General features: G+C 42.4%; 14 protein-coding genes. 5 read left to right on the top strand and 9 right to left on the bottom strand.

The window, feature by feature from the left end; all coding sequences use genetic code 11:
• Positions 1-3 precede the first annotated feature (3 nt).
• The 6 genes from ACAM37_RS03235 to ruvC form a co-directional block, all read right to left on the bottom strand.
• The gene (locus ACAM37_RS03235) at positions 4-1,209 is read right to left on the bottom strand and encodes an RtcB family protein (protein ID WP_369626552.1); all 1,206 of its coding nucleotides are present in this window, start codon (positions 1,207-1,209) and stop codon (positions 4-6) included.
• 758 nt (positions 1,210-1,967) lie between these two features.
• Positions 1,968-2,477 carry a peptidoglycan-binding protein LysM gene (gene lysM, locus ACAM37_RS03230; protein WP_007114907.1) on the bottom strand — a complete coding sequence of 170 codons (510 nt, stop codon included), beginning with the start codon at positions 2,475-2,477 and terminating at the stop codon, positions 1,968-1,970.
• A 292-nt stretch (positions 2,478-2,769) separates the two neighbouring features.
• Entirely contained in the window at positions 2,770-3,873 is a 1,104-nt protein-coding gene (locus tag ACAM37_RS03225) for a calcium:cation antiporter (RefSeq protein WP_369626551.1), read from the bottom strand.
• Positions 3,874-3,959: 86 nt separating this feature from the next.
• Positions 3,960-5,357: an MFS transporter gene (locus ACAM37_RS03220; RefSeq protein WP_369626550.1), complete on the bottom strand. Its 1,398-nt coding sequence runs from the start codon at positions 5,355-5,357 to the stop codon at positions 3,960-3,962.
• A gap of 100 nt (positions 5,358-5,457) precedes the next feature.
• On the bottom strand, positions 5,458-6,318 hold the full coding sequence (purU, locus tag ACAM37_RS03215; RefSeq protein ID WP_007114904.1) for a formyltetrahydrofolate deformylase: 861 nt from the start codon (positions 6,316-6,318) through the stop codon (positions 5,458-5,460).
• A gap of 167 nt (positions 6,319-6,485) precedes the next feature.
• The gene (gene ruvC, locus ACAM37_RS03210) at positions 6,486-7,088 is read right to left on the bottom strand and encodes a crossover junction endodeoxyribonuclease RuvC (RefSeq protein WP_060994366.1); all 603 of its coding nucleotides are present in this window, start codon (positions 7,086-7,088) and stop codon (positions 6,486-6,488) included.
• 255 nt (positions 7,089-7,343) lie between these two features.
• Here ruvC and ACAM37_RS03205 point away from each other — a divergent pair, with 255 nt between their 5' ends.
• From ACAM37_RS03205 to ACAM37_RS03190, 4 genes are all read left to right on the top strand, one after another.
• Positions 7,344-7,979: an FxsA family protein gene (locus tag ACAM37_RS03205; protein WP_096489146.1), complete on the top strand. Its 636-nt coding sequence runs from the start codon at positions 7,344-7,346 to the stop codon at positions 7,977-7,979.
• Positions 7,980-8,239: 260 nt separating this feature from the next.
• Positions 8,240-8,947 (top strand): CoA transferase subunit A, encoded by a 708-nt coding sequence (locus ACAM37_RS03200; protein ID WP_007114900.1) that lies wholly within the window; start codon positions 8,240-8,242, stop codon positions 8,945-8,947.
• A 17-nt stretch (positions 8,948-8,964) separates the two neighbouring features.
• The gene (locus ACAM37_RS03195; protein ID WP_007114899.1) at positions 8,965-9,594 is read left to right on the top strand and encodes a 3-oxoacid CoA-transferase subunit B; all 630 of its coding nucleotides are present in this window, start codon (positions 8,965-8,967) and stop codon (positions 9,592-9,594) included.
• A 169-nt stretch (positions 9,595-9,763) separates the two neighbouring features.
• On the top strand, positions 9,764-10,978 hold the full coding sequence (locus ACAM37_RS03190; RefSeq protein ID WP_369626549.1) for an SEL1-like repeat protein: 1,215 nt from the start codon (positions 9,764-9,766) through the stop codon (positions 10,976-10,978).
• Between the two features lie 66 nt (positions 10,979-11,044).
• Here ACAM37_RS03190 and rnt read toward each other — a convergent pair whose 3' ends face one another.
• From rnt to ACAM37_RS03175, 3 genes are all read right to left on the bottom strand, one after another.
• Entirely contained in the window at positions 11,045-11,773 is a 729-nt protein-coding gene (gene rnt / locus ACAM37_RS03185) for a ribonuclease T (RefSeq protein WP_369626548.1), read from the bottom strand.
• 45 nt (positions 11,774-11,818) lie between these two features.
• Entirely contained in the window at positions 11,819-12,901 is a 1,083-nt protein-coding gene (gene pyrC / locus ACAM37_RS03180; RefSeq protein ID WP_369626547.1) for a dihydroorotase, read from the bottom strand.
• A gap of 175 nt (positions 12,902-13,076) precedes the next feature.
• On the bottom strand, positions 13,077-14,483 hold the full coding sequence (locus tag ACAM37_RS03175; protein WP_369626546.1) for a hypothetical protein: 1,407 nt from the start codon (positions 14,481-14,483) through the stop codon (positions 13,077-13,079).
• A gap of 482 nt (positions 14,484-14,965) precedes the next feature.
• On the opposite strand from ACAM37_RS03175, the gene ACAM37_RS03170 reads away from it, so the two are divergent.
• Positions 14,966-17,074, top strand: coding sequence for a hypothetical protein (locus tag ACAM37_RS03170; protein WP_369626545.1), 2,109 nt, complete (start codon positions 14,966-14,968; stop codon positions 17,072-17,074).
• Positions 17,075-17,148 lie beyond the last annotated feature (74 nt).

Genomic DNA, 17,148 nt, shown 5'->3' with positions numbered 1-17,148 from the left:
GGTTTATCCTTTAATACACATCACTTGTTTGAGCGTATGGACGACTTCGACAAGCTCCGACTGATTCGCCATCACTGCATCAATATCTTTATACGCCTCTGGAATTTCATCCATCACGCCCTTGTCTCTACGGCACTCCACGCCCGCCGTCTGTGCTTTTAGGTCATCAAGGTTAAAATGCCGAATCGCTTTGCCACGGCTCATGCGTCGCCCTGCCCCATGTGAACACGAACACAACGCCTCGCTATTGCCCTTGCCTTTGACGATATAGGATTTTGCCCCCATCGAGCCAGGTATAATACCAAGCTCACCCTCGAAAGCAGAAATTGCCCCTTTACGGGTGACGTACACGTCCTCACCGTAGTGATGTTCTTGGCTGACATAATTGTGATGGCAATTAATCGCCTCTTTGGTCAGGGTAAAATGTGGCAGTTCACGCTGTAGCACATTGATAATCAGCCGCATCATTTCACGGCGATTCTCCAACGCATAATCCTGCCCCCATTGTACCGCCTCAAGGTAATCGTTGAAACTATGGGAGCCTTGGGCAAAATACGCCAAATCACGGTCAGGTACATGCCCAAAGCGGCTTTGCTGTTCCTTTTTGGCAAGGGTAATAAAATACTCGCCAATACAGTTGCCAATGCCGCGACTGCCCGAATGCAGCATCACCCAGACATCCTCATTTTCATCGATACATAGCTCAATAAAATGATTACCACCGCCCAGCGTACCGAGCTGCTTTGCCCAAGTTCGCTCAAAGTTGCGCAGCATTTTGAGCAGCCCCTTGTGCTTATCGGTGATGCGCTTTAAGCGTTTGGCAAGTGGGTCAAGCGTAGTCATTTTCACCGTGATGGCTTGGTGCTGGTTAAAACCGACAGGAACTTTGGCTTCAATCGCTGCACGGATTTTAGCTAGATTATCGGGCAATTGGTGGGCTTTGAGCGACAGTCGCACCGCGTTCATGCCGCAGCCGATATCCACACCCACCGCCGCAGGAATAATCGCATCTTTAGTCGGAATCACACTACCCACAGTCGCACCCTTGCCCACATGCACATCAGGCATTACCGCAATATGGTGATGGACAAATTCAAGCTGGGCAAGATTACGTAACTGCTGGATGGCTTCTCGTTCAATATCTTTGGTAAATACTTTGACAGGTACGCCATGTTGCGCAGATTTATTTAATACTAATTGAATACTCATATATTTTTTCTGTTTAAATGCTAAATTCACACCCTTAAAATTTTTAGCGTAGCAAATTTAGACCAATAAATGATAATTAAAAATTTTTGAAATAACTTTGATAAGTAAATTTAAACAATAAAACGTCGTCCAATCGTTTAACACGACTGGCAAACAAGACTGACACACATAAATGCGTTTGAAAAACTACATGCTCTGAAAAAGTTTTTTGTCGCAAGGTGCGTTTTAGCTATCCGACGATTTCTGTGACATGTAAAAATAGGGGCATGGAAAAATAGGGAAATTTTAGACAACAAAAAACCCAAATTATTACCATCACAATAAACACAATCAAAAGCCAATCTTCGCTTTATTCTCAGACAGTTACTATTGATGGTGATACTTTGGGTTTGATAAATCAAAATCGGTAAATCTAGGGCGTATCGCATATACGCTGTTAAAAAACCAAATTTTAATTAGTTAAAACAGACGGCAGACACATCAACAGTGTTGTTTAGACGTTTTACGTTGTGAGTAAGTACGGACATCATGTGTCTCCTTTTTCCCTTTTGCTAGGGTGGCGGTTTTGGCGATGGTACTAACATCAGAATGCCAAAACAGAGCGGAAATAAAAATTTGATTGCATTCACAGTTTGATATGTTATCAAAACTAATGAATCAGCGACATACTATAAAACTTTATTTGTCGATATGCAAATTTTTTTATAAAAAAACCAGCGACAGGGGTCACTGGTTTTTTATAAGGCTTTTGGTAAAAATTAAGCTGGGATACGCAGTACTTGACCTGGATAGATTTTATTTGGGTCAGATAATAATGGTTTGTTGGCTTCAAAGATTTTATTGTATTGGTTGGTATCGCCATACACTTCTTTTGAAATTTTTGACAGCGTATCGCCTGATTTCACTGTGTACATACGAGATTCTGGCTCTTGCGTCGCAACCGTGATGTTGTCTTCCACTTGTGCAACATACTGTACATTACCTGCCGCTAGAATGGCTTTTTCGCGCTCTGCTTGGTTAGCAGCAGAACCATTAATAGTTACTTTGTCAGTGTTACCGTCATAGTTGACTGATAGATTGTCAATTTTGGCATTTTGTTGGATGCGCTGAATCAATAAGTTTGCAATCTCTTGTGCAGATGGCTCAGTAGAAGCGGCAGGCGCTGCGGTTGGTGCAACATTTGATGCAGGTGTCGATGCTGGCGCAGCGTCTTTGTTACGATGAAAAATTTTATCGCCGATGTCTTTTGCAAAACTAAATAGTCCCATTTGTTTTTCCTTATGTTGTAATATTTTAATTCACGCTTTTTAATATACGATTTTTAATGTCTGGTTTGTTGAAACTCTTAAATGACCGTTTCAACACCTCAAATGACTAGAATGACCTCTAATCACTACAACGATAATCGTGTTAATGATGGCGTTATTCTAGTTGCCCTCTAGATTAGCAAAAACTTAAATCGATGAGCATAAGTATTTAGTAAAGGAATGTTACTGATTGCAAGTATCCTTTCATTTATTACGTCATTTATTACGCCAATTTTCTATGCCATTTATTCCTTTAGGGGATAATGGAGAAAAACACAAAAGTGGCTAACATGACCAAATGAATGATGCCATGTAAAAAAGTGGTGCGCCCGGTACTTAAAGTATTGATAGTTATCATCAGCGTAATGACTAGCATTAGCCCTTCTTTGGCAGACAACCCAAACATAACGGGCGTTGCGGTGAAGATTGAATAAAGCGCGATAACAGGAATTGTCAACGAAATAGACGCTAAAGCCGAGCCTAACGCCAAATTTAAACTGTTTTGCAGCTGGTCGTTGTAGGCAGCTTTTAACGCAGCAATAGATTCAGGCAACAGTACCAAGGCAGCAATGATAATCCCTAACACGATTTTTGGCATACCCATCGCCAGCAGCGCCGCTTCCATCGCAGGCGACAACATCTTAGCAAGACCCACCACCGTCACCAAACTGAAAAACAAAAATCCCACACTCATCGCCGTGGTTAGCGCATTATCACTGTGATGCTGATCATCTACACCGTCGGCAATAAAATAATCTCGGTGACGAATGGTTTGGGTAAAGATAAATGCGGCATACAAAATCAAACAGCAAATCGCTACAAACATTAGCTGAGCGCCAATCATAAAACCGCCTGCGGCAGAGGTGGTAAAATTGGGTAAAATAAATACGATTAATGCAATCGCCAATAACACACTAATTGCTGCTTTACTGCCATGCAAACTATAACGCTGTACATAATTTTTGATACCACCAATTAACAGGCAAATACCAATAATCCCGTTACAAATCAGCATCACTGCTGCAAATACCGTATCACGGGCAAGCACCGCCGCATCGGTGGGTGTGCTACTACTCATGAGTGCCAAAATAAGTGCCACTTCAATCACAGTGACCGCCAATGCCAAAACCAACGTACCAAAAGGCTCACCCACTTTGTGAGCAATCACCTCAGCATGATGCACGGCAGCAAAAACTGACCCCATCAAAAAAATCGCCGTCACGGTATTCATGATGATACCCGAGGGATGCCAAATCAAATGCACCGCAAGCACTAAAGCGGCAATACTTGGTGACAATAACGTCCAAATGGGTAAATTGATATTAAATTTTTGGTTCAGCCAAAATGTTTTTGCCATATCCCCTCCGCTCTGTATATGTTTCTTAATTTATCATATAAACAGATAATATGGTCAAAAATATCAAAAATCAATTAAAAATGAAATTATTTCTCATTATTTTGTAATTTATGCCAGTAAATTATTGGTGCAAGGCACACAAAGCCAATCAACATACTCACCCAAAAATGCCATTGATAGCCCAAAAAATGCGCCATATAGCCGCTGGCAAAATGCGCTGAGCCGCCCAACACCGTCAACAGACAAACCTGCACAGTAAAATCACTCCCCGCATTGGCAGGGCGTGAATAATGCATAATGGTCGTGAGCATCGCAATCAGCGCCAACGATGCACAAAAATGCTCCAGCGCATTGACGACATAGAGCCACAAAAAATCCGTCAGTAACTGATGATAAAACCCATAAGCGACCAAGCCATATAACCCTGTGGTCAGCGCTTGGGCAAGATTAAAATATAGCAGTGACGTAAAGTGAGTGAGTCGTTTCATCAAAATTGTGGCGACCCCTGCCCCAGCGACTGAGGCCGCCGAGCCCAAAATAGTTGCCCAAAAGCCAATTTGCTGCAAGTTGAGTCCAACATCGACCATCATCGGTTTGACCATACCGCTTGAAATGCCATCAGCAATTTTATAGGTCAATAACACCCCTAGCCAAGCCAGCATCTCACGCGATGACCAAAAATATTGATAATGGTGGCTCAGGTAATTTTTTAGCGCCTTAAAACTGCCAGATTTTGCTGCCTGCACTTGTTTTTTTGGGGGTTCAACCGAGGTATTGGCGTGCTCTTTAAAAAATATAATGGGCACGGTATTCATTGCCACCAAAGCCGCCATGGCAAGAAAACTATTACGCCAGCCCCATTGTTCTAACAGCATCAGTAAAACACCGCCACCGACGATAAGCCCCAGCCGATAGCCGATGACTTGTACCGCATTGCCTTGGCTTTGGCGATGATGGTGATTGGTCGTTTGATTCACCGAATCAAGAGTAGGTGCAGGCATATCATGGGTCAGCGGTTCTTTGGGCGCCATAGCCGTTTTAAGCAAACGGGTTGCTAGCCCATCCGTCGCCACATCGTGTGTCGCCCCAATGAGGCTTAAGGTAAATAACATCCCGTACAACGTCATCACCGAACTGGTTTGTGCCAAATTATGCGGTTCAAAAAACGCCACCGCAACCAGTATGACAATCGACAGCCCTTGCATCGGCAAAATCCAGCTTTTGGCGCGTCCGATTTTCTCTGAATAATAGCCGTCCACCACAGTAGCCCAAAGGAATTTAAGCCCCCAAGGTACCAAAATCAGCCCTGACCAACCAATGGCAACCAGTGAGACTTTGTATTCACGTAAAATCGCTGGCAAGGCTTGGGTGATAAATCCTGCGGGCAAGCCTTGAGCCAAGTATAAGGTGAGCAGTAAGCCCAAGGTTTTATAGTGGGTCATACGAGTGTTGGATCGTGGCGCTGGCGACTTTGATAACGGCATAGGACTACCACAGGTAGATTATTTTTATAATGAGAAGGGCGTAAAACCTACGCCCTAATAACAAGATAAGTTGCAATGACAACAAATAACAGATGAAAAATTAGTTAAATACCACCGTTTTATTGCCTGTGACAATCACACGGTTTTGTAGATGCCAACGCACGGCACGGGTCAGCACGCTACGCTCGACATCTTGTCCAATCGCCCGCAATTCTGCCACATGGTGGCGATGGCTGACACGGTGCACGTCTTGCTCAATAATCGGTCCTTGGTCAAGGTCAGCTGTGACATAATGCGCGGTGGCGCCAATCAGTTTGACCCCTTTTTCATACGCTTGGCGGTATGGATCAGCGCCGACAAAGGCTGGCAAGAATGAGTGGTGAATATTGATAATTTTCATGTGCCAAGCGGCGGTAAATTCAGCGGACAAAATCTGCATATAGCGCGCTAGCACCAACAAATCACAGTCTTTTACCAGCGCTTGAATTTCGGCTTCTGCTTCTACTTTGTTGTCTTTGCTCACAGTCACTTGATGAAATGGCACACCAAAATTTTCTACCGCTTGGCGCAAATCATGATGATTACTGACGACACAGGTAATCTCACAATCTAGTTGTCCTTGTTGCCAGCGCCATAGTAAATCAAGTAGCGCATGGTCGTATTTGGACACCAAAATCGCCACTTTTTTACGTTTACTATTATCAAATAGTTTCCATTCCATTTGATAGATGCGAGCGACGGTATGCTCAAAACTGCCTTTCATATTATCGATGATATTGTCTAAATCATTGATAGCCATTTCAAGGCGCATAAAATACTGACCGCCTTCGGGCTCAGTCGAGTATTGGTCAAGGCTGATAATATTGGCGCCATAACGATAAAAAAATTCGGATACAGCTTGCACAATGCCTGCGCGGTCTTGGCATTTAATCAATAAAGTTGCAGTAGCTAGTTGGCTCATGAGGTACTTCTTGTGTTCAATTTTCAAAAGATGCCATTGTAGCGATTTTTATGCTGACAAAGAAGTCTAAACCCATCAAAAGCCTTGTGGGATATAAAAATTTTCTTGAGATTGGCGAACCTCACTGCCTTTTAACCTAACTTTTAACCTATCTTTTAACCTGCCTTTTAACTTAAATTACCCAAATCAACTTCGGTCAAGCGCCAGCGCCCTTTTTTCTTTGAGCGTCCACCTGCGCTTTGACCAGCGATTACCGCTGCCCCACCGAGCAATTTATTCAGTGTCTGGCTATGATAGGCATGACAAATCGCACACGCTAACCCATCTGCCGCATCCGCTTGCGGCTGTATCTCAAGGCTCAACAAGCGCATGACCATAAGCTGAATCTGCTCTTTGTCTGCCGCGCCATAGCCACATACCGCTTGTTTGATTTGCCGTGCGGTATATTCAGCTACTTGCAAATCTTTGGCAACCATGGCGGCAATCGCTGCACCCCGCGCCTGCCCAAGCTTGAGCGCGGTATCGGGGTTTGATGCCATAAATACTTGCTCGATGGCGGCGGTCATGGGTTCATTGGTGTATTTTTGATAATGCTCAACGATACGGCTAATCCCATCAAATATCCGCTTGAGCCGCTCTGGCATGGTTTCCCCTTGGCTGTAAGCATGAATCGTGCCTGCATCCAAATGTTCAAGTTTATCTCCACTCAACCGAATGATGCCATAGCCTGTCAGACGTGAGCCTGGGTCAATACCAATAAAGATACTCATAAAAAATGCTCGTAAAACATGCTCGTAAAAAAAGATACCCACAAAACAACTTTGCTAAAAATGCAGTCAAAGCTAAAAATATCGAAGCTAAAAACGAAGTCAAATTATAGCATTTATCAAAAATTTAACGAAAAAATTGCTGAATTTCAAAAAACTATTTGATAGTTTTATGCATTACCCCCATCATTATTGCATTGGTTAATGATTCATCGTTTGTTCTTTATAGTTTATTCACAATTTAGGAATCGTATTTTCATGGGAAATATAGTTGGGATTGCCATTGTCTGGTTGATTATTGAGATGCTAGTTTGGTATCTAATCGCACAATTTGTCAGTGGCTGGTGGGTGTTTTTGTGGTTTGTCGTAGCGGGCTTTGTGGGTGCCGCACTCATTAAAAAAGGCATAGCCACCTTAAAACCGATGGCTGGACAAGCGCAAGCTGCCATGCTTAACCCTGCCATGCGTCCCAATGAAAATTCCGTGGTTAAAGCGATTGCTTTTGCGGTGGCAGGTATCTTGTTGGTACTGCCAGGTATTTTAAGTGATATTGCGGCACTTATTGTGTTATTACCCGCGGTACAAAATAAGTTTAAAGCCTTTGCCAAAGACTATGCCACTAAAAACCCAGAAAAATTGATGCAAATGATGGCAAGCAAAATGGGCGGTATGGATCCCTCAAAAATGGGTGGCTTAGGGGGTCTTGGCGGCATGGGTGGACAAAACCCGTTTGGCGGTCAAAATCCATTTGGTGGTATGGGTGGACAAAATCCGTTCGGGGGCTTTGGTAGCAAAAATAACAACGGCGGTAAATTTGGCACGACCATTGACGGACAAGCCAAAACGGTCAACTCGAACGCCAAACGCATCACCCGCTCTGCCAATGATGACTAGACAATCGATAAAAAATTGACTATTAAACATTAATAAATTTAAGGCATCCCTAGTATGCCTTTTTTTATGCCCTATTTTTGCGAAAAACTGGGTTTACTTTTTGCAAAAATTCATGCAATGTGATTTACTTAAGACAAAATTTGTTATATAAATTCTATAATGATACAATCTGTTTCGTTTTAGAATTTTTAGGTTTGAGCGTGATTTTTATTTTTGGTAAATGATATTAACAACATTGGTTAGCGACAAGGAGTGAATGTATGACCAGCAAAGTATATGACAGCGCAGCTGCGGCACTTGAAGGCGTCATCAAAGATGGACAAACGATTGCGGTGGGTGGTTTTGGTCTGTGTGGTATCCCCGAAGCTTTGATTGAAGCCTTGCGAGATAGCGGCGTTAAAGATTTGACCTGTATCAGCAATAACGCTGGTGTCGATGGCTTTGGTTTGGGATTATTGCTAGAGACTCGCCAAGTCAAAAAAATGATTGCGTCGTATGTGGGTGAAAACAAAGAATTTGAACGTCAGTTTTTATCGGGTGAATTGGAAGTGGAATTGACCCCACAAGGGACACTGGCAGAAAAACTGCGTGCCGGGGGTGCGGGTATCCCTGCGTTTTTTACCGCAACTGGCGTAGGCACCCAAATTGCTGAAGGTAAAGAAGAGCGTGAATTCGACGGTCGTCAATATATCCTTGAGCGCTCATTAGTCGCTGATGTGGCACTGGTCAAAGCCCAAAAAGCCGATAAAGCAGGCAACTTGATGTTTAACAAAACGGCGCGTAACTTTAACCCAGATGTCGCCACGGCAGGCAAAGTCACCATTGTTGAAGTTGAGCAGTTGGTGGAAACTGGCGAGCTAGATCCCGACCAAATTCATTTGCCGGGTATTTATGTGCATCGCATCGTAGTCAATGCCAACCCAGAAAAACGCATCGAAAAAGTGACCACCAAAGAACAGACAAACTAGGATATAAGGAGATTACCATGGCATGGACTCGTGAACAAATGGCACAAAGAGCCGCAAAAGAACTACAGGACGGCTTTTATGTCAATCTAGGCATCGGTTTACCGACCTTAGTGGCGAACTATATTCCAGAAGGCGTCAACGTTTGGCTACAATCAGAAAATGGGCTGCTTGGGATTGATGAATTCCCAACACCCGATAAAGTTGACCCAGATTTAATCAATGCCGGTAAACAGACCGTCACCACAGCGACCGGTGCGAGCTTTTTTTCAAGCTCACAATCATTTGCCATGATTCGTGGCGGCAAAGTCAACCTTGCCATCTTAGGGGCGATGGAAGTTTCAGACAATGGCGATCTTGCCAACTGGATGATTCCTGGCAAGATGGTTAAAGGCATGGGCGGCGCGATGGACTTGGTCGCAGGCGTTCAACGCGTCATTGTATTGATGGAACATACCAACAAACATGGTGAGCCAAAAGTATTGGCTGAATGTACGTTACCCCTGACAGGCAAAAAAGTGGTGAATCGTATCATCTCTGATTTGGCCATCATGGATGTGACCGATAACGGTCTAAAACTGGTTGAGCTGGCAGACGGTGTCACGTTTGAAGAATTACAATCAAAAACGCCCGTAACCATTGCCCAATAATTGCACTATAACACCTGCAAGATAACGACTGTAAGATAGCGCTGTTACAAGTCAGCGTTAAATTGCCATTAAAAGGACAGTGATGCTGTCCTTTTTTATGGTTTTGGCTTTTTTACTTTCGGTGATTTGTCCTCTATAATGACATCACTATCAACATTTATCCAACACCATGATTGCATCTCACTTCTCTCATTCAAAATTTGTCACCGATGAAGATAATCCGCTGATTGATCGTAAGTATCCCAATGAGATGGCTGCCGATGACGGCGTGGCATTGCCGCAAATTTATCGGTTTGACTTTACCGAGGTGCCAGATTTTAGCCAAACAGTGATGCAAATCACCCCGGTGATGGATAAGTCCAATGTAATTGATACAGCCAATGAACATAAAGCGGTATTGGAAAATGTCACCCCTGCTACTGATAAATCTGTGCACATGGCTGAACAAACGGCGTCATCGGTGCCGCCCACTTCGCTCAAAAACCCTCTTACTTCTCAATCGCTAACCAGTAAAATCCCATCAAAAACACGCTCAAATCGCCAAGTCATTGCGCAAGCAAGAGCCCAAGCCAAACAGATTGAACAGCAAAAACAACAAGAAGAACAGCAACGCCAAGCACAGGAAATCGCGCGCTATCAGGCAGAAGTTGAAGCCGCGCTACTCAATCCCACACTGCATGAAGGACTGCTCAATCAGCGCAAATCCATTGCCGAATCACAGGCAGTGGTCAACAAACATGCGATTTTTGGCGAGCTTGCACAGGATTTGCAGACCATTCAATGGCTTGATTCAGACATTACTCAGCAAAACCGAGCAATGTATGAAAAAGCGGTTGCACTGATTCAAACAGCGCAATCAAGTGGCAATTTATTAGAAAATAATGTATTAGAAAACAGTGTACTTGAAGACAATGTACCAGCAGAAAATGTAGTCGAAAACACTCTATCAGCAGATAATTTGTCAAAAGCTGTACAAATAATTGATGAATTTGCCGAGAATGGTCTTGCTGATGCATTGCTGCGCCAAGCGCTGTGGCTATTTGAAGGCAATCACTTACTCAAGATTTCTCAAAATTCGCAACAAGCCTTGCTACTGTTGCAACAAGCAGCCTCGCAGCATGATAATCGTGCGGAGAAATTACTCAGTAAACTCTACTATGCAGGACATGGGGTCGAGCAAGATAGCGAGATGGGCAAATACTGGCTAGAGCTGGCTGCGGCACATGGTCACCCTGACGCCATACGCATTTCACAAGGTATTGCTACCCTTTCATTACTAAAGCAAACCCAACGCGAAGATACTAGCTATGGCAAAAAAATGGCGCTTGCGACTGCGGCGCTGATTATGTTCATGATACTGATATTTGTGGCAGTTAAAGTTTAAAGATTTGGAAGAATGACGTGATTTGGGATTAAACAAGGTTAAACATGCAAATTACTACCAAAAAATTTAGCCATCAGTAGGGTCGTCAGATGGCAATAGTACGCCCTCGTCATCACTATCCTTATGCTCATCACGCTCCTCATCATTAGGCTCATCGCTCGCCAAGTTTGGCGTCAGCATCGGATAATTGTTTAAGATATAACAAAATAATTCAGCCGTTTTTTGGGTGTCATATAAGGCAGAATGCGCTTCATTACCATCAAATTCTAGTCCAGCGAGTTTGCACGCTCTCGCCAATACCGTTTGACCAAACGCAAGCGCGGATAAGGTGACGGTATCTAACACGGAGAACTGGTGAAATTGGCTTTGATTTTTGCTATTGGTACGCTCAATTAAAGCATTTAAAAAGCTGAGGTCAAAATGCGCATTGTGCCCTACCAAAATGCACTTGGTACATTGGGTCGATTGACGCACCGTTTTTAAATATTTAAAAATACGGCGAATGGCGGTTTTTTCATCTTCGGCAATGGCTTTTCGCATCGGGCTGTGGGGATTAATGCCGGTGAATTGCAGGGCACGCGCTTCAAGATTTGCCCCTTCAAATGGCTCAATATGGGCATTGACCGCTTCACCTGGGTAAAAACGTCCGCTATCATCCATCAAAATTGGAATACAGGCAATCTCAAGCAAGGCATCGGTTTTTGGATTGAACCCTGCTGTCTCTACATCCACCACCACGGGCAAGTAATTGCGAAAACGGTTGGCAATAGTCATGGGTTCAGTTGTGGCGGTCATACGTTACCTTGCGGAAAAAAAACAGAAAAAATAAAGGGTGAAAAATCATACGGCTAAATTAAATTGCATCACTTTCCAGTCCAGCGTTTGTCCAGCCATCAGCGGGGTCAAATCTTTACCGTCAAGATAAGGATAATGCTCGGGGACTTGCCATGCTTCACGCACCAAGGTCACTTTATCACTATTGGTAGGTAAGCCATAAAATTTTGCCCCGTGAATACTGGTAAAGCCTTCTAACTTGTCAAGTTTGCCCACGCTGTCAAAGGCTTGGGCATACAAGGGCAGCGCAATCGATGCGCTATAACAGCCTGCACAACCGCAAGCATTTTCTTTGGTATGCGTCGCATGGGGCGCAGAGTCAGTACCAATAAAGAATTTGGGATTGCCACTGGTTGCCACATCTAGTAATACTTTTTGGTGACTTTGGCGTTTTAGAATCGGCAAGCAATAAAAATGTGGTTTAACGCCGCCCACCAGCAGGTGATTACGATTAAACAGTAAATGCTGCGGGGTAATCGTCGCTGCGACATTTTTGCCCTGTGACAACACAAAGTCAGCGGCATCACTGGTGGTGATGTGTTCAAAGACGATTTTTAGTTTTGGAAATTTATCAATGAGATTGACCATTACTTCATCAATAAAGCGTTTTTCACGGTCAAAAATATCAATATGATGGTGCGTCACTTCACCATGAACCAACAGCGGCAAACCCAACGCTTCCATCTTGGCAAATACATCGGTGCAATGATTGATATGGCTCACCCCATCCGCAGAATTGGTGGTCGCACCTGCAGGATATAACTTGACTGCTTTTACTACACCTGAATCAACGGCGGCTTCGATGTCTTCTGCCGTCAGTGACTCCGTTAAGTAAAGCGTCATTAATGGCTCAAATTGCTGGGAGATACTGTCATTGGGCACTTGCGCTAAAATACGCTCACGATAAGCGATAGCATCAGCGGCGGTTTTGACGGGTGGCACCAAATTTGGCATACAAATGGCGCGGCGAAAATTGGCAGCCGCATGGGGCACCGTCGTGGCAAGCGCCTGCCCATCCCGTAAATGAATATGCCAATCATCAGGGGCAGTAATAGTAAAAGTATTGATAGGTGCGGTCGCTGCGCTCATGATTTCCTCGAAAAGCTTTGAGAGTGCCTTAAAAAAACAACGTCAAAAACCGATAATTGAAGCGTTGAAAAACTTGTGCATCATAGCAGTTTTAGGCAAAAAACGACATGAAAATATTTTCGAGCTAGTCAGACTCATAAACAATGTGTCAATTTATGTCGTTGTGCTAAACAACTTAATTTGTATTGAATTTATTGCTAGGTTTTTTATCTGTTTTATTATTAGCCTTATCGTCGGGCTTTTTGACCGATTTTTTGTCAGTGGCGGTTGTTGACGATGAGGCTTTCTGCGCTTTTTGTGGCGATTTTTGTTTTACAGTTTTATCGTTAGCTGCTGATTTTTTGCTAGCGCTAGTGGTTTTTTCAGAAGGTTGCTTGTCGCCTTTGGTCGCTAAGTTAGCTTTTTTAACATCTTTTTTAGAGTCAGCATTAGAGTCATTGCCAAAATCCGGGCTGGTGGTTTTTTTGCGCTCTTTGTTAGGCTGCTTTTTATCTGATTTTTTCGTGTCTTGCGCTTTTTTAGCTTGCACTGAATGCTTATTATCTTGTGATTTGTGATTATCTTGCGGTTTATTATTCTCTTGTAATTCAGAGATAACTGCTTTTTTGCCACGCTCATTCATTGTTATCGGATTAGTCATATCCGCTACCGAGGCGACTTTTACTATCGCCACATCGTGATAAACTGGGTGTGCCACTGACATTTTTGCTGAGGGTTGGGTGGCGGCAGGCTTATCTTTGACGCTCACCAACGCGCCTATTCCGCCAAAAACGGCGACAGATAATACAGTGGCGGTCGCAATCCAATTTTTTTGTAACTTATCTATCCAATGAGCGGGTTTGCGAATTTGCGGTTTGGCAAAAATACTGCTGGCCGAAAGGGCTGTTTGTGTGTTTGATGTCACGGTTTTGTTTATTTGGCGGTTGCCGGTTGAAATCACCTGTTGATTGAAGTGAGCATGCGGGATGGTTATTGGCGCAATGTTAAAAAAATTGGACGCTTTATAAACAGTCATTTGCTGGACAATATGCTGTTGATAGACAGGCAAGTCCGCAATATTTTGAATTTTTGACCATGTTAATTGCTGTTGCTGCATTGCTTGAAAACTGACAGCGCGCCTAAAACCCACTGCATTCATCAGCCCTGTATCTTCTGGTGACATAAAAAAAACCGGCTGCATCGCAAGCCACTCAGTAATCTGCGCTGAGTCTATGGTATTTTGTAGCGAACTTATCGTATCTGCCAAATTTATCACCGCCAATGCAGTGATAGTCTGCCAAATAGTTAACAGGTTATCTAAGGGCAGATGGGTTTTTTCCTGTAGCACGCCGGCAATCATCGTTTTTTGGGTTTCATCATCAAACAACTGCTCAAAAATCGATGGGCTATTTTTAGACAGTTGTTTTAGGGTTACAAAATTAATGCCGTTTTCAGTCAAATTTTTTGTAACTAAAGCAGTGAAAAATTCGGGGATAAAACGATTTTCATCTGTTACCTGTGGCAAAGTTTGATGGACTAATGACGGATTTTGCTGAATTTTTGCCGATAACTGATAAAGCACGACTTTTAATAGCTCAGGCATGACTTTTCTTAGATAACAAATTGATACGTGTGACCCATCTGCGACTAGCGGTAGCAATGGTGGCAGAGCGTTTGCCCAAAAATGATATAACGATATATGGTCAATGATATTACAAGGTGTTGAAGGATTTTTTGACAGCATTTTTTGTCACTTAATTTACATTTTTTGGCATTGGGGTGGTTAGTGAGTTTTTAGCAATATCGTAGATGTAGGGCAACTTCTTTATACGCCCTCTAAAAAAATAGCGTTAAATTTAGAAATCTTGTTGATACTTTATAATTTCAATTCGATTAAATTCATCAAATTATGATTAGAATTTGTTGTAACTTTTGTGCAAAATTAGTAAAGTAGATAGCATCAAAAATTATATTTTAGCATCAATCACGTAACATTTTCTGCTCATCGAAAAATTGGTAATTTTTTCTGATTCTATTTATCTCTATCGATTTATTTAGCAGCCTTACTCACTTTAGGATAACTTTATGGCTATCTCTACCAACCTAATCAAATCCTTTCAACTCTCTGCATTGACGACCGCACTTGCCCTCGCTGGTTGTGGCGGTGGTGGCGGTAATGATACATTGCCGCCGCCTGTGAAAGGCGGTGGTACTGGTTCAACATCCACGTCAGCAATTAAAATAAGTGCGATTTCCCTGATAGATGTTAATGGTAAAACCACTATGACGGTTAATAGTTCGGGGGTTAATGCTAAACTTACGGTAACAGATGCTAGCGGCAAAGCCGTTAGTGGGGCTATGGTGACATTTACTGCAACAGGTGGCGTGACATTTGGTACTTCCAATGGCGCCGTCTTAACCAATGCCAATGGCGAAGCATCAATTTCTGTGAAACCAACCAATACTACGGATACAGGTGCTTATTCAATATCAGCCACGGCAGTTTACAATGATACAACCGCTACTACCGCTGCCTCCAACTTCTCACTACAGCCTGCTAACATTTCTTTATCTTCTCTGGCAGCTTCAAATACCTCACTATCATCAGGTGGAACAACAAATATTACATTAGTGACTTTAGATGCTAATACTAATACAGTACTTAACGACATAGTTGTCAATTTCTCTGCAACCTGTGGAACTTTTACCAACAATTCTGTTACTTCTTCTAATCAAGGTAATATTACGACAACCTACAAAGCCATCAATACCGATGGTAAATTGTGTGAAGGCACCCAAACTATCACAGCAACCAATTCTACTGGTACCGTGTCAAAAACCATTGCTTTAAATATCGCAGCTATTCAAGCAAACTCAATTATTTATAGTACGGATAAAAATGTCTCATTAGTTGCCCGTGGTAGCGGCTCTTCAACTACAGATACGGTTGAATTCACTGTATACGCCAATGGCACACCTGCAGCAAACAAACAAGTAATTATTAGCAAAAACTACGCTCCAACTGACTTTAGTTTTGGTACATTAAACAATCAGTCTGATGTTATTTTAACGAGTGATTCGGACGGTAAAATAACTCTAAATGTATATCCAGGTAATCTGCCTGGACCTGTTGAGCTAAAAGCAACTTTAGCAAGCAATTCGTCAATTTATGCTTTATCAAAAAATTTAACCGTAGTCAATAGTCGTGCTTCACAAAATGGTGTGACCCTAGCCTTTGACAAAAATGTTTTATTAAACAATACGGCTGATAGCACAACTATCACTATGCGTTTAACAAATAGAAATGGTACTAATGTACCTGCTGGTACGGTCGTAAACTTTATTGCAGAAGGCGGTAGAATTACCCCTAGCTGTTCAACCGATACAAATGGTGAGTGTAAAGTTATTTTTACCTCTCAAAACCCTCGTCCTATTGATGGTCGTGTCAGTGTACTTGCTTATTTAGAAGGTGATAAAGATTATTATGATGTGAATGGTGATAACGCTTATACAGCAGGCGTTGACACTCTGACTAGAAATATTGGTGATGCCTATCGTGATGATAATGAAAATAACTCTTACAATTCAACCATAGGCGAATTTATTTATCGTCGGGGAGCGACTGGCAGTTGCGGTAACACTTCTTTCATTGGTATTAGTCTGCCTACTGATTTTATTCAACCTGATCCAGGTAATATTTTAAATCGCTCTCTACTTACGTCAAATATGACTAACTTCTTATCATATATTGCTCAGCCCAATATTGATAATACTTGTGATACAGGATTAGCAGCAACATTACGGCATCAAGAAATATTTGGTCTTGCGGATGAAACACCTACTTTTGATGGTTTTAATAACAGTACTATCTCAGAATCAGGTGGAGTATTTTATATGTATGGTAATAGTGAAAAATCTGTTTCGATGCCATCAGCTACCACTATAAGTGCATCTGTCGAAGATAATACACCAAATAATAGCAAAGTTTGTACCCTAGATAAGCTATTTGGTAATTTAACTGTACCAAATGCTGTGGACCTTTATACAGTTAATTCATTTGGTAATTTCTTTGAAAAAACTAAAGATGTAAGATATAAATTAGCCTTAAAAGACTGCGATACTAGTGATTATGTTAATCTTACTGTTACCGCTCCAAATGCCAAAGTTACTACCTCACGAATTACTCTGAAATAACTAAATTAAAAAGTTGGTTAAAATCCCCTTACACAATGTAAGGGGTTTTTGTTTGTCACTCCAAAAATTCAAAA

Source organism: Moraxella sp. K23 (assembly GCF_041154765.1).
GTDB lineage: Bacteria > Pseudomonadota > Gammaproteobacteria > Pseudomonadales > Moraxellaceae > Faucicola > Faucicola tetraodonis.
Note: the sequence above shows the minus strand (reverse complement) of the source record. Positions and strands in the feature narration are given on the sequence as shown.

Excerpts from the sequence above, each read along its gene's own strand:
- ACAM37_RS03235 (WP_369626552.1), bottom strand. The coding sequence starts at position 1,209 with ATGAGTATTCAATTAGTATTAAATAAATCTGCGCAACATGGCGTACCT.
- lysM (WP_007114907.1), bottom strand. The coding sequence starts at position 2,477 with ATGGGACTATTTAGTTTTGCAAAAGACATCGGCGATAAAATTTTTCAT.
- ACAM37_RS03225 (WP_369626551.1), bottom strand. The coding sequence starts at position 3,873 with ATGGCAAAAACATTTTGGCTGAACCAAAAATTTAATATCAATTTACCC.
- ACAM37_RS03220 (WP_369626550.1), bottom strand. The coding sequence starts at position 5,357 with ATGCCGTTATCAAAGTCGCCAGCGCCACGATCCAACACTCGTATGACC.
- purU (WP_007114904.1), bottom strand. The coding sequence starts at position 6,318 with ATGAGCCAACTAGCTACTGCAACTTTATTGATTAAATGCCAAGACCGC.
- ruvC (WP_060994366.1), bottom strand. The coding sequence starts at position 7,088 with ATGAGTATCTTTATTGGTATTGACCCAGGCTCACGTCTGACAGGCTAT.
- ACAM37_RS03205 (WP_096489146.1), top strand. The coding sequence starts at position 7,344 with ATGGGAAATATAGTTGGGATTGCCATTGTCTGGTTGATTATTGAGATG.
- ACAM37_RS03200 (WP_007114900.1), top strand. The coding sequence starts at position 8,240 with ATGACCAGCAAAGTATATGACAGCGCAGCTGCGGCACTTGAAGGCGTC.
- ACAM37_RS03195 (WP_007114899.1), top strand. The coding sequence starts at position 8,965 with ATGGCATGGACTCGTGAACAAATGGCACAAAGAGCCGCAAAAGAACTA.
- ACAM37_RS03190 (WP_369626549.1), top strand. The coding sequence starts at position 9,764 with ATGATTGCATCTCACTTCTCTCATTCAAAATTTGTCACCGATGAAGAT.
- rnt (WP_369626548.1), bottom strand. The coding sequence starts at position 11,773 with ATGACCGCCACAACTGAACCCATGACTATTGCCAACCGTTTTCGCAAT.
- pyrC (WP_369626547.1), bottom strand. The coding sequence starts at position 12,901 with ATGAGCGCAGCGACCGCACCTATCAATACTTTTACTATTACTGCCCCT.
- ACAM37_RS03175 (WP_369626546.1), bottom strand. The coding sequence starts at position 14,483 with ATGCCTGAGCTATTAAAAGTCGTGCTTTATCAGTTATCGGCAAAAATT.
- ACAM37_RS03170 (WP_369626545.1), top strand. The coding sequence starts at position 14,966 with ATGGCTATCTCTACCAACCTAATCAAATCCTTTCAACTCTCTGCATTG.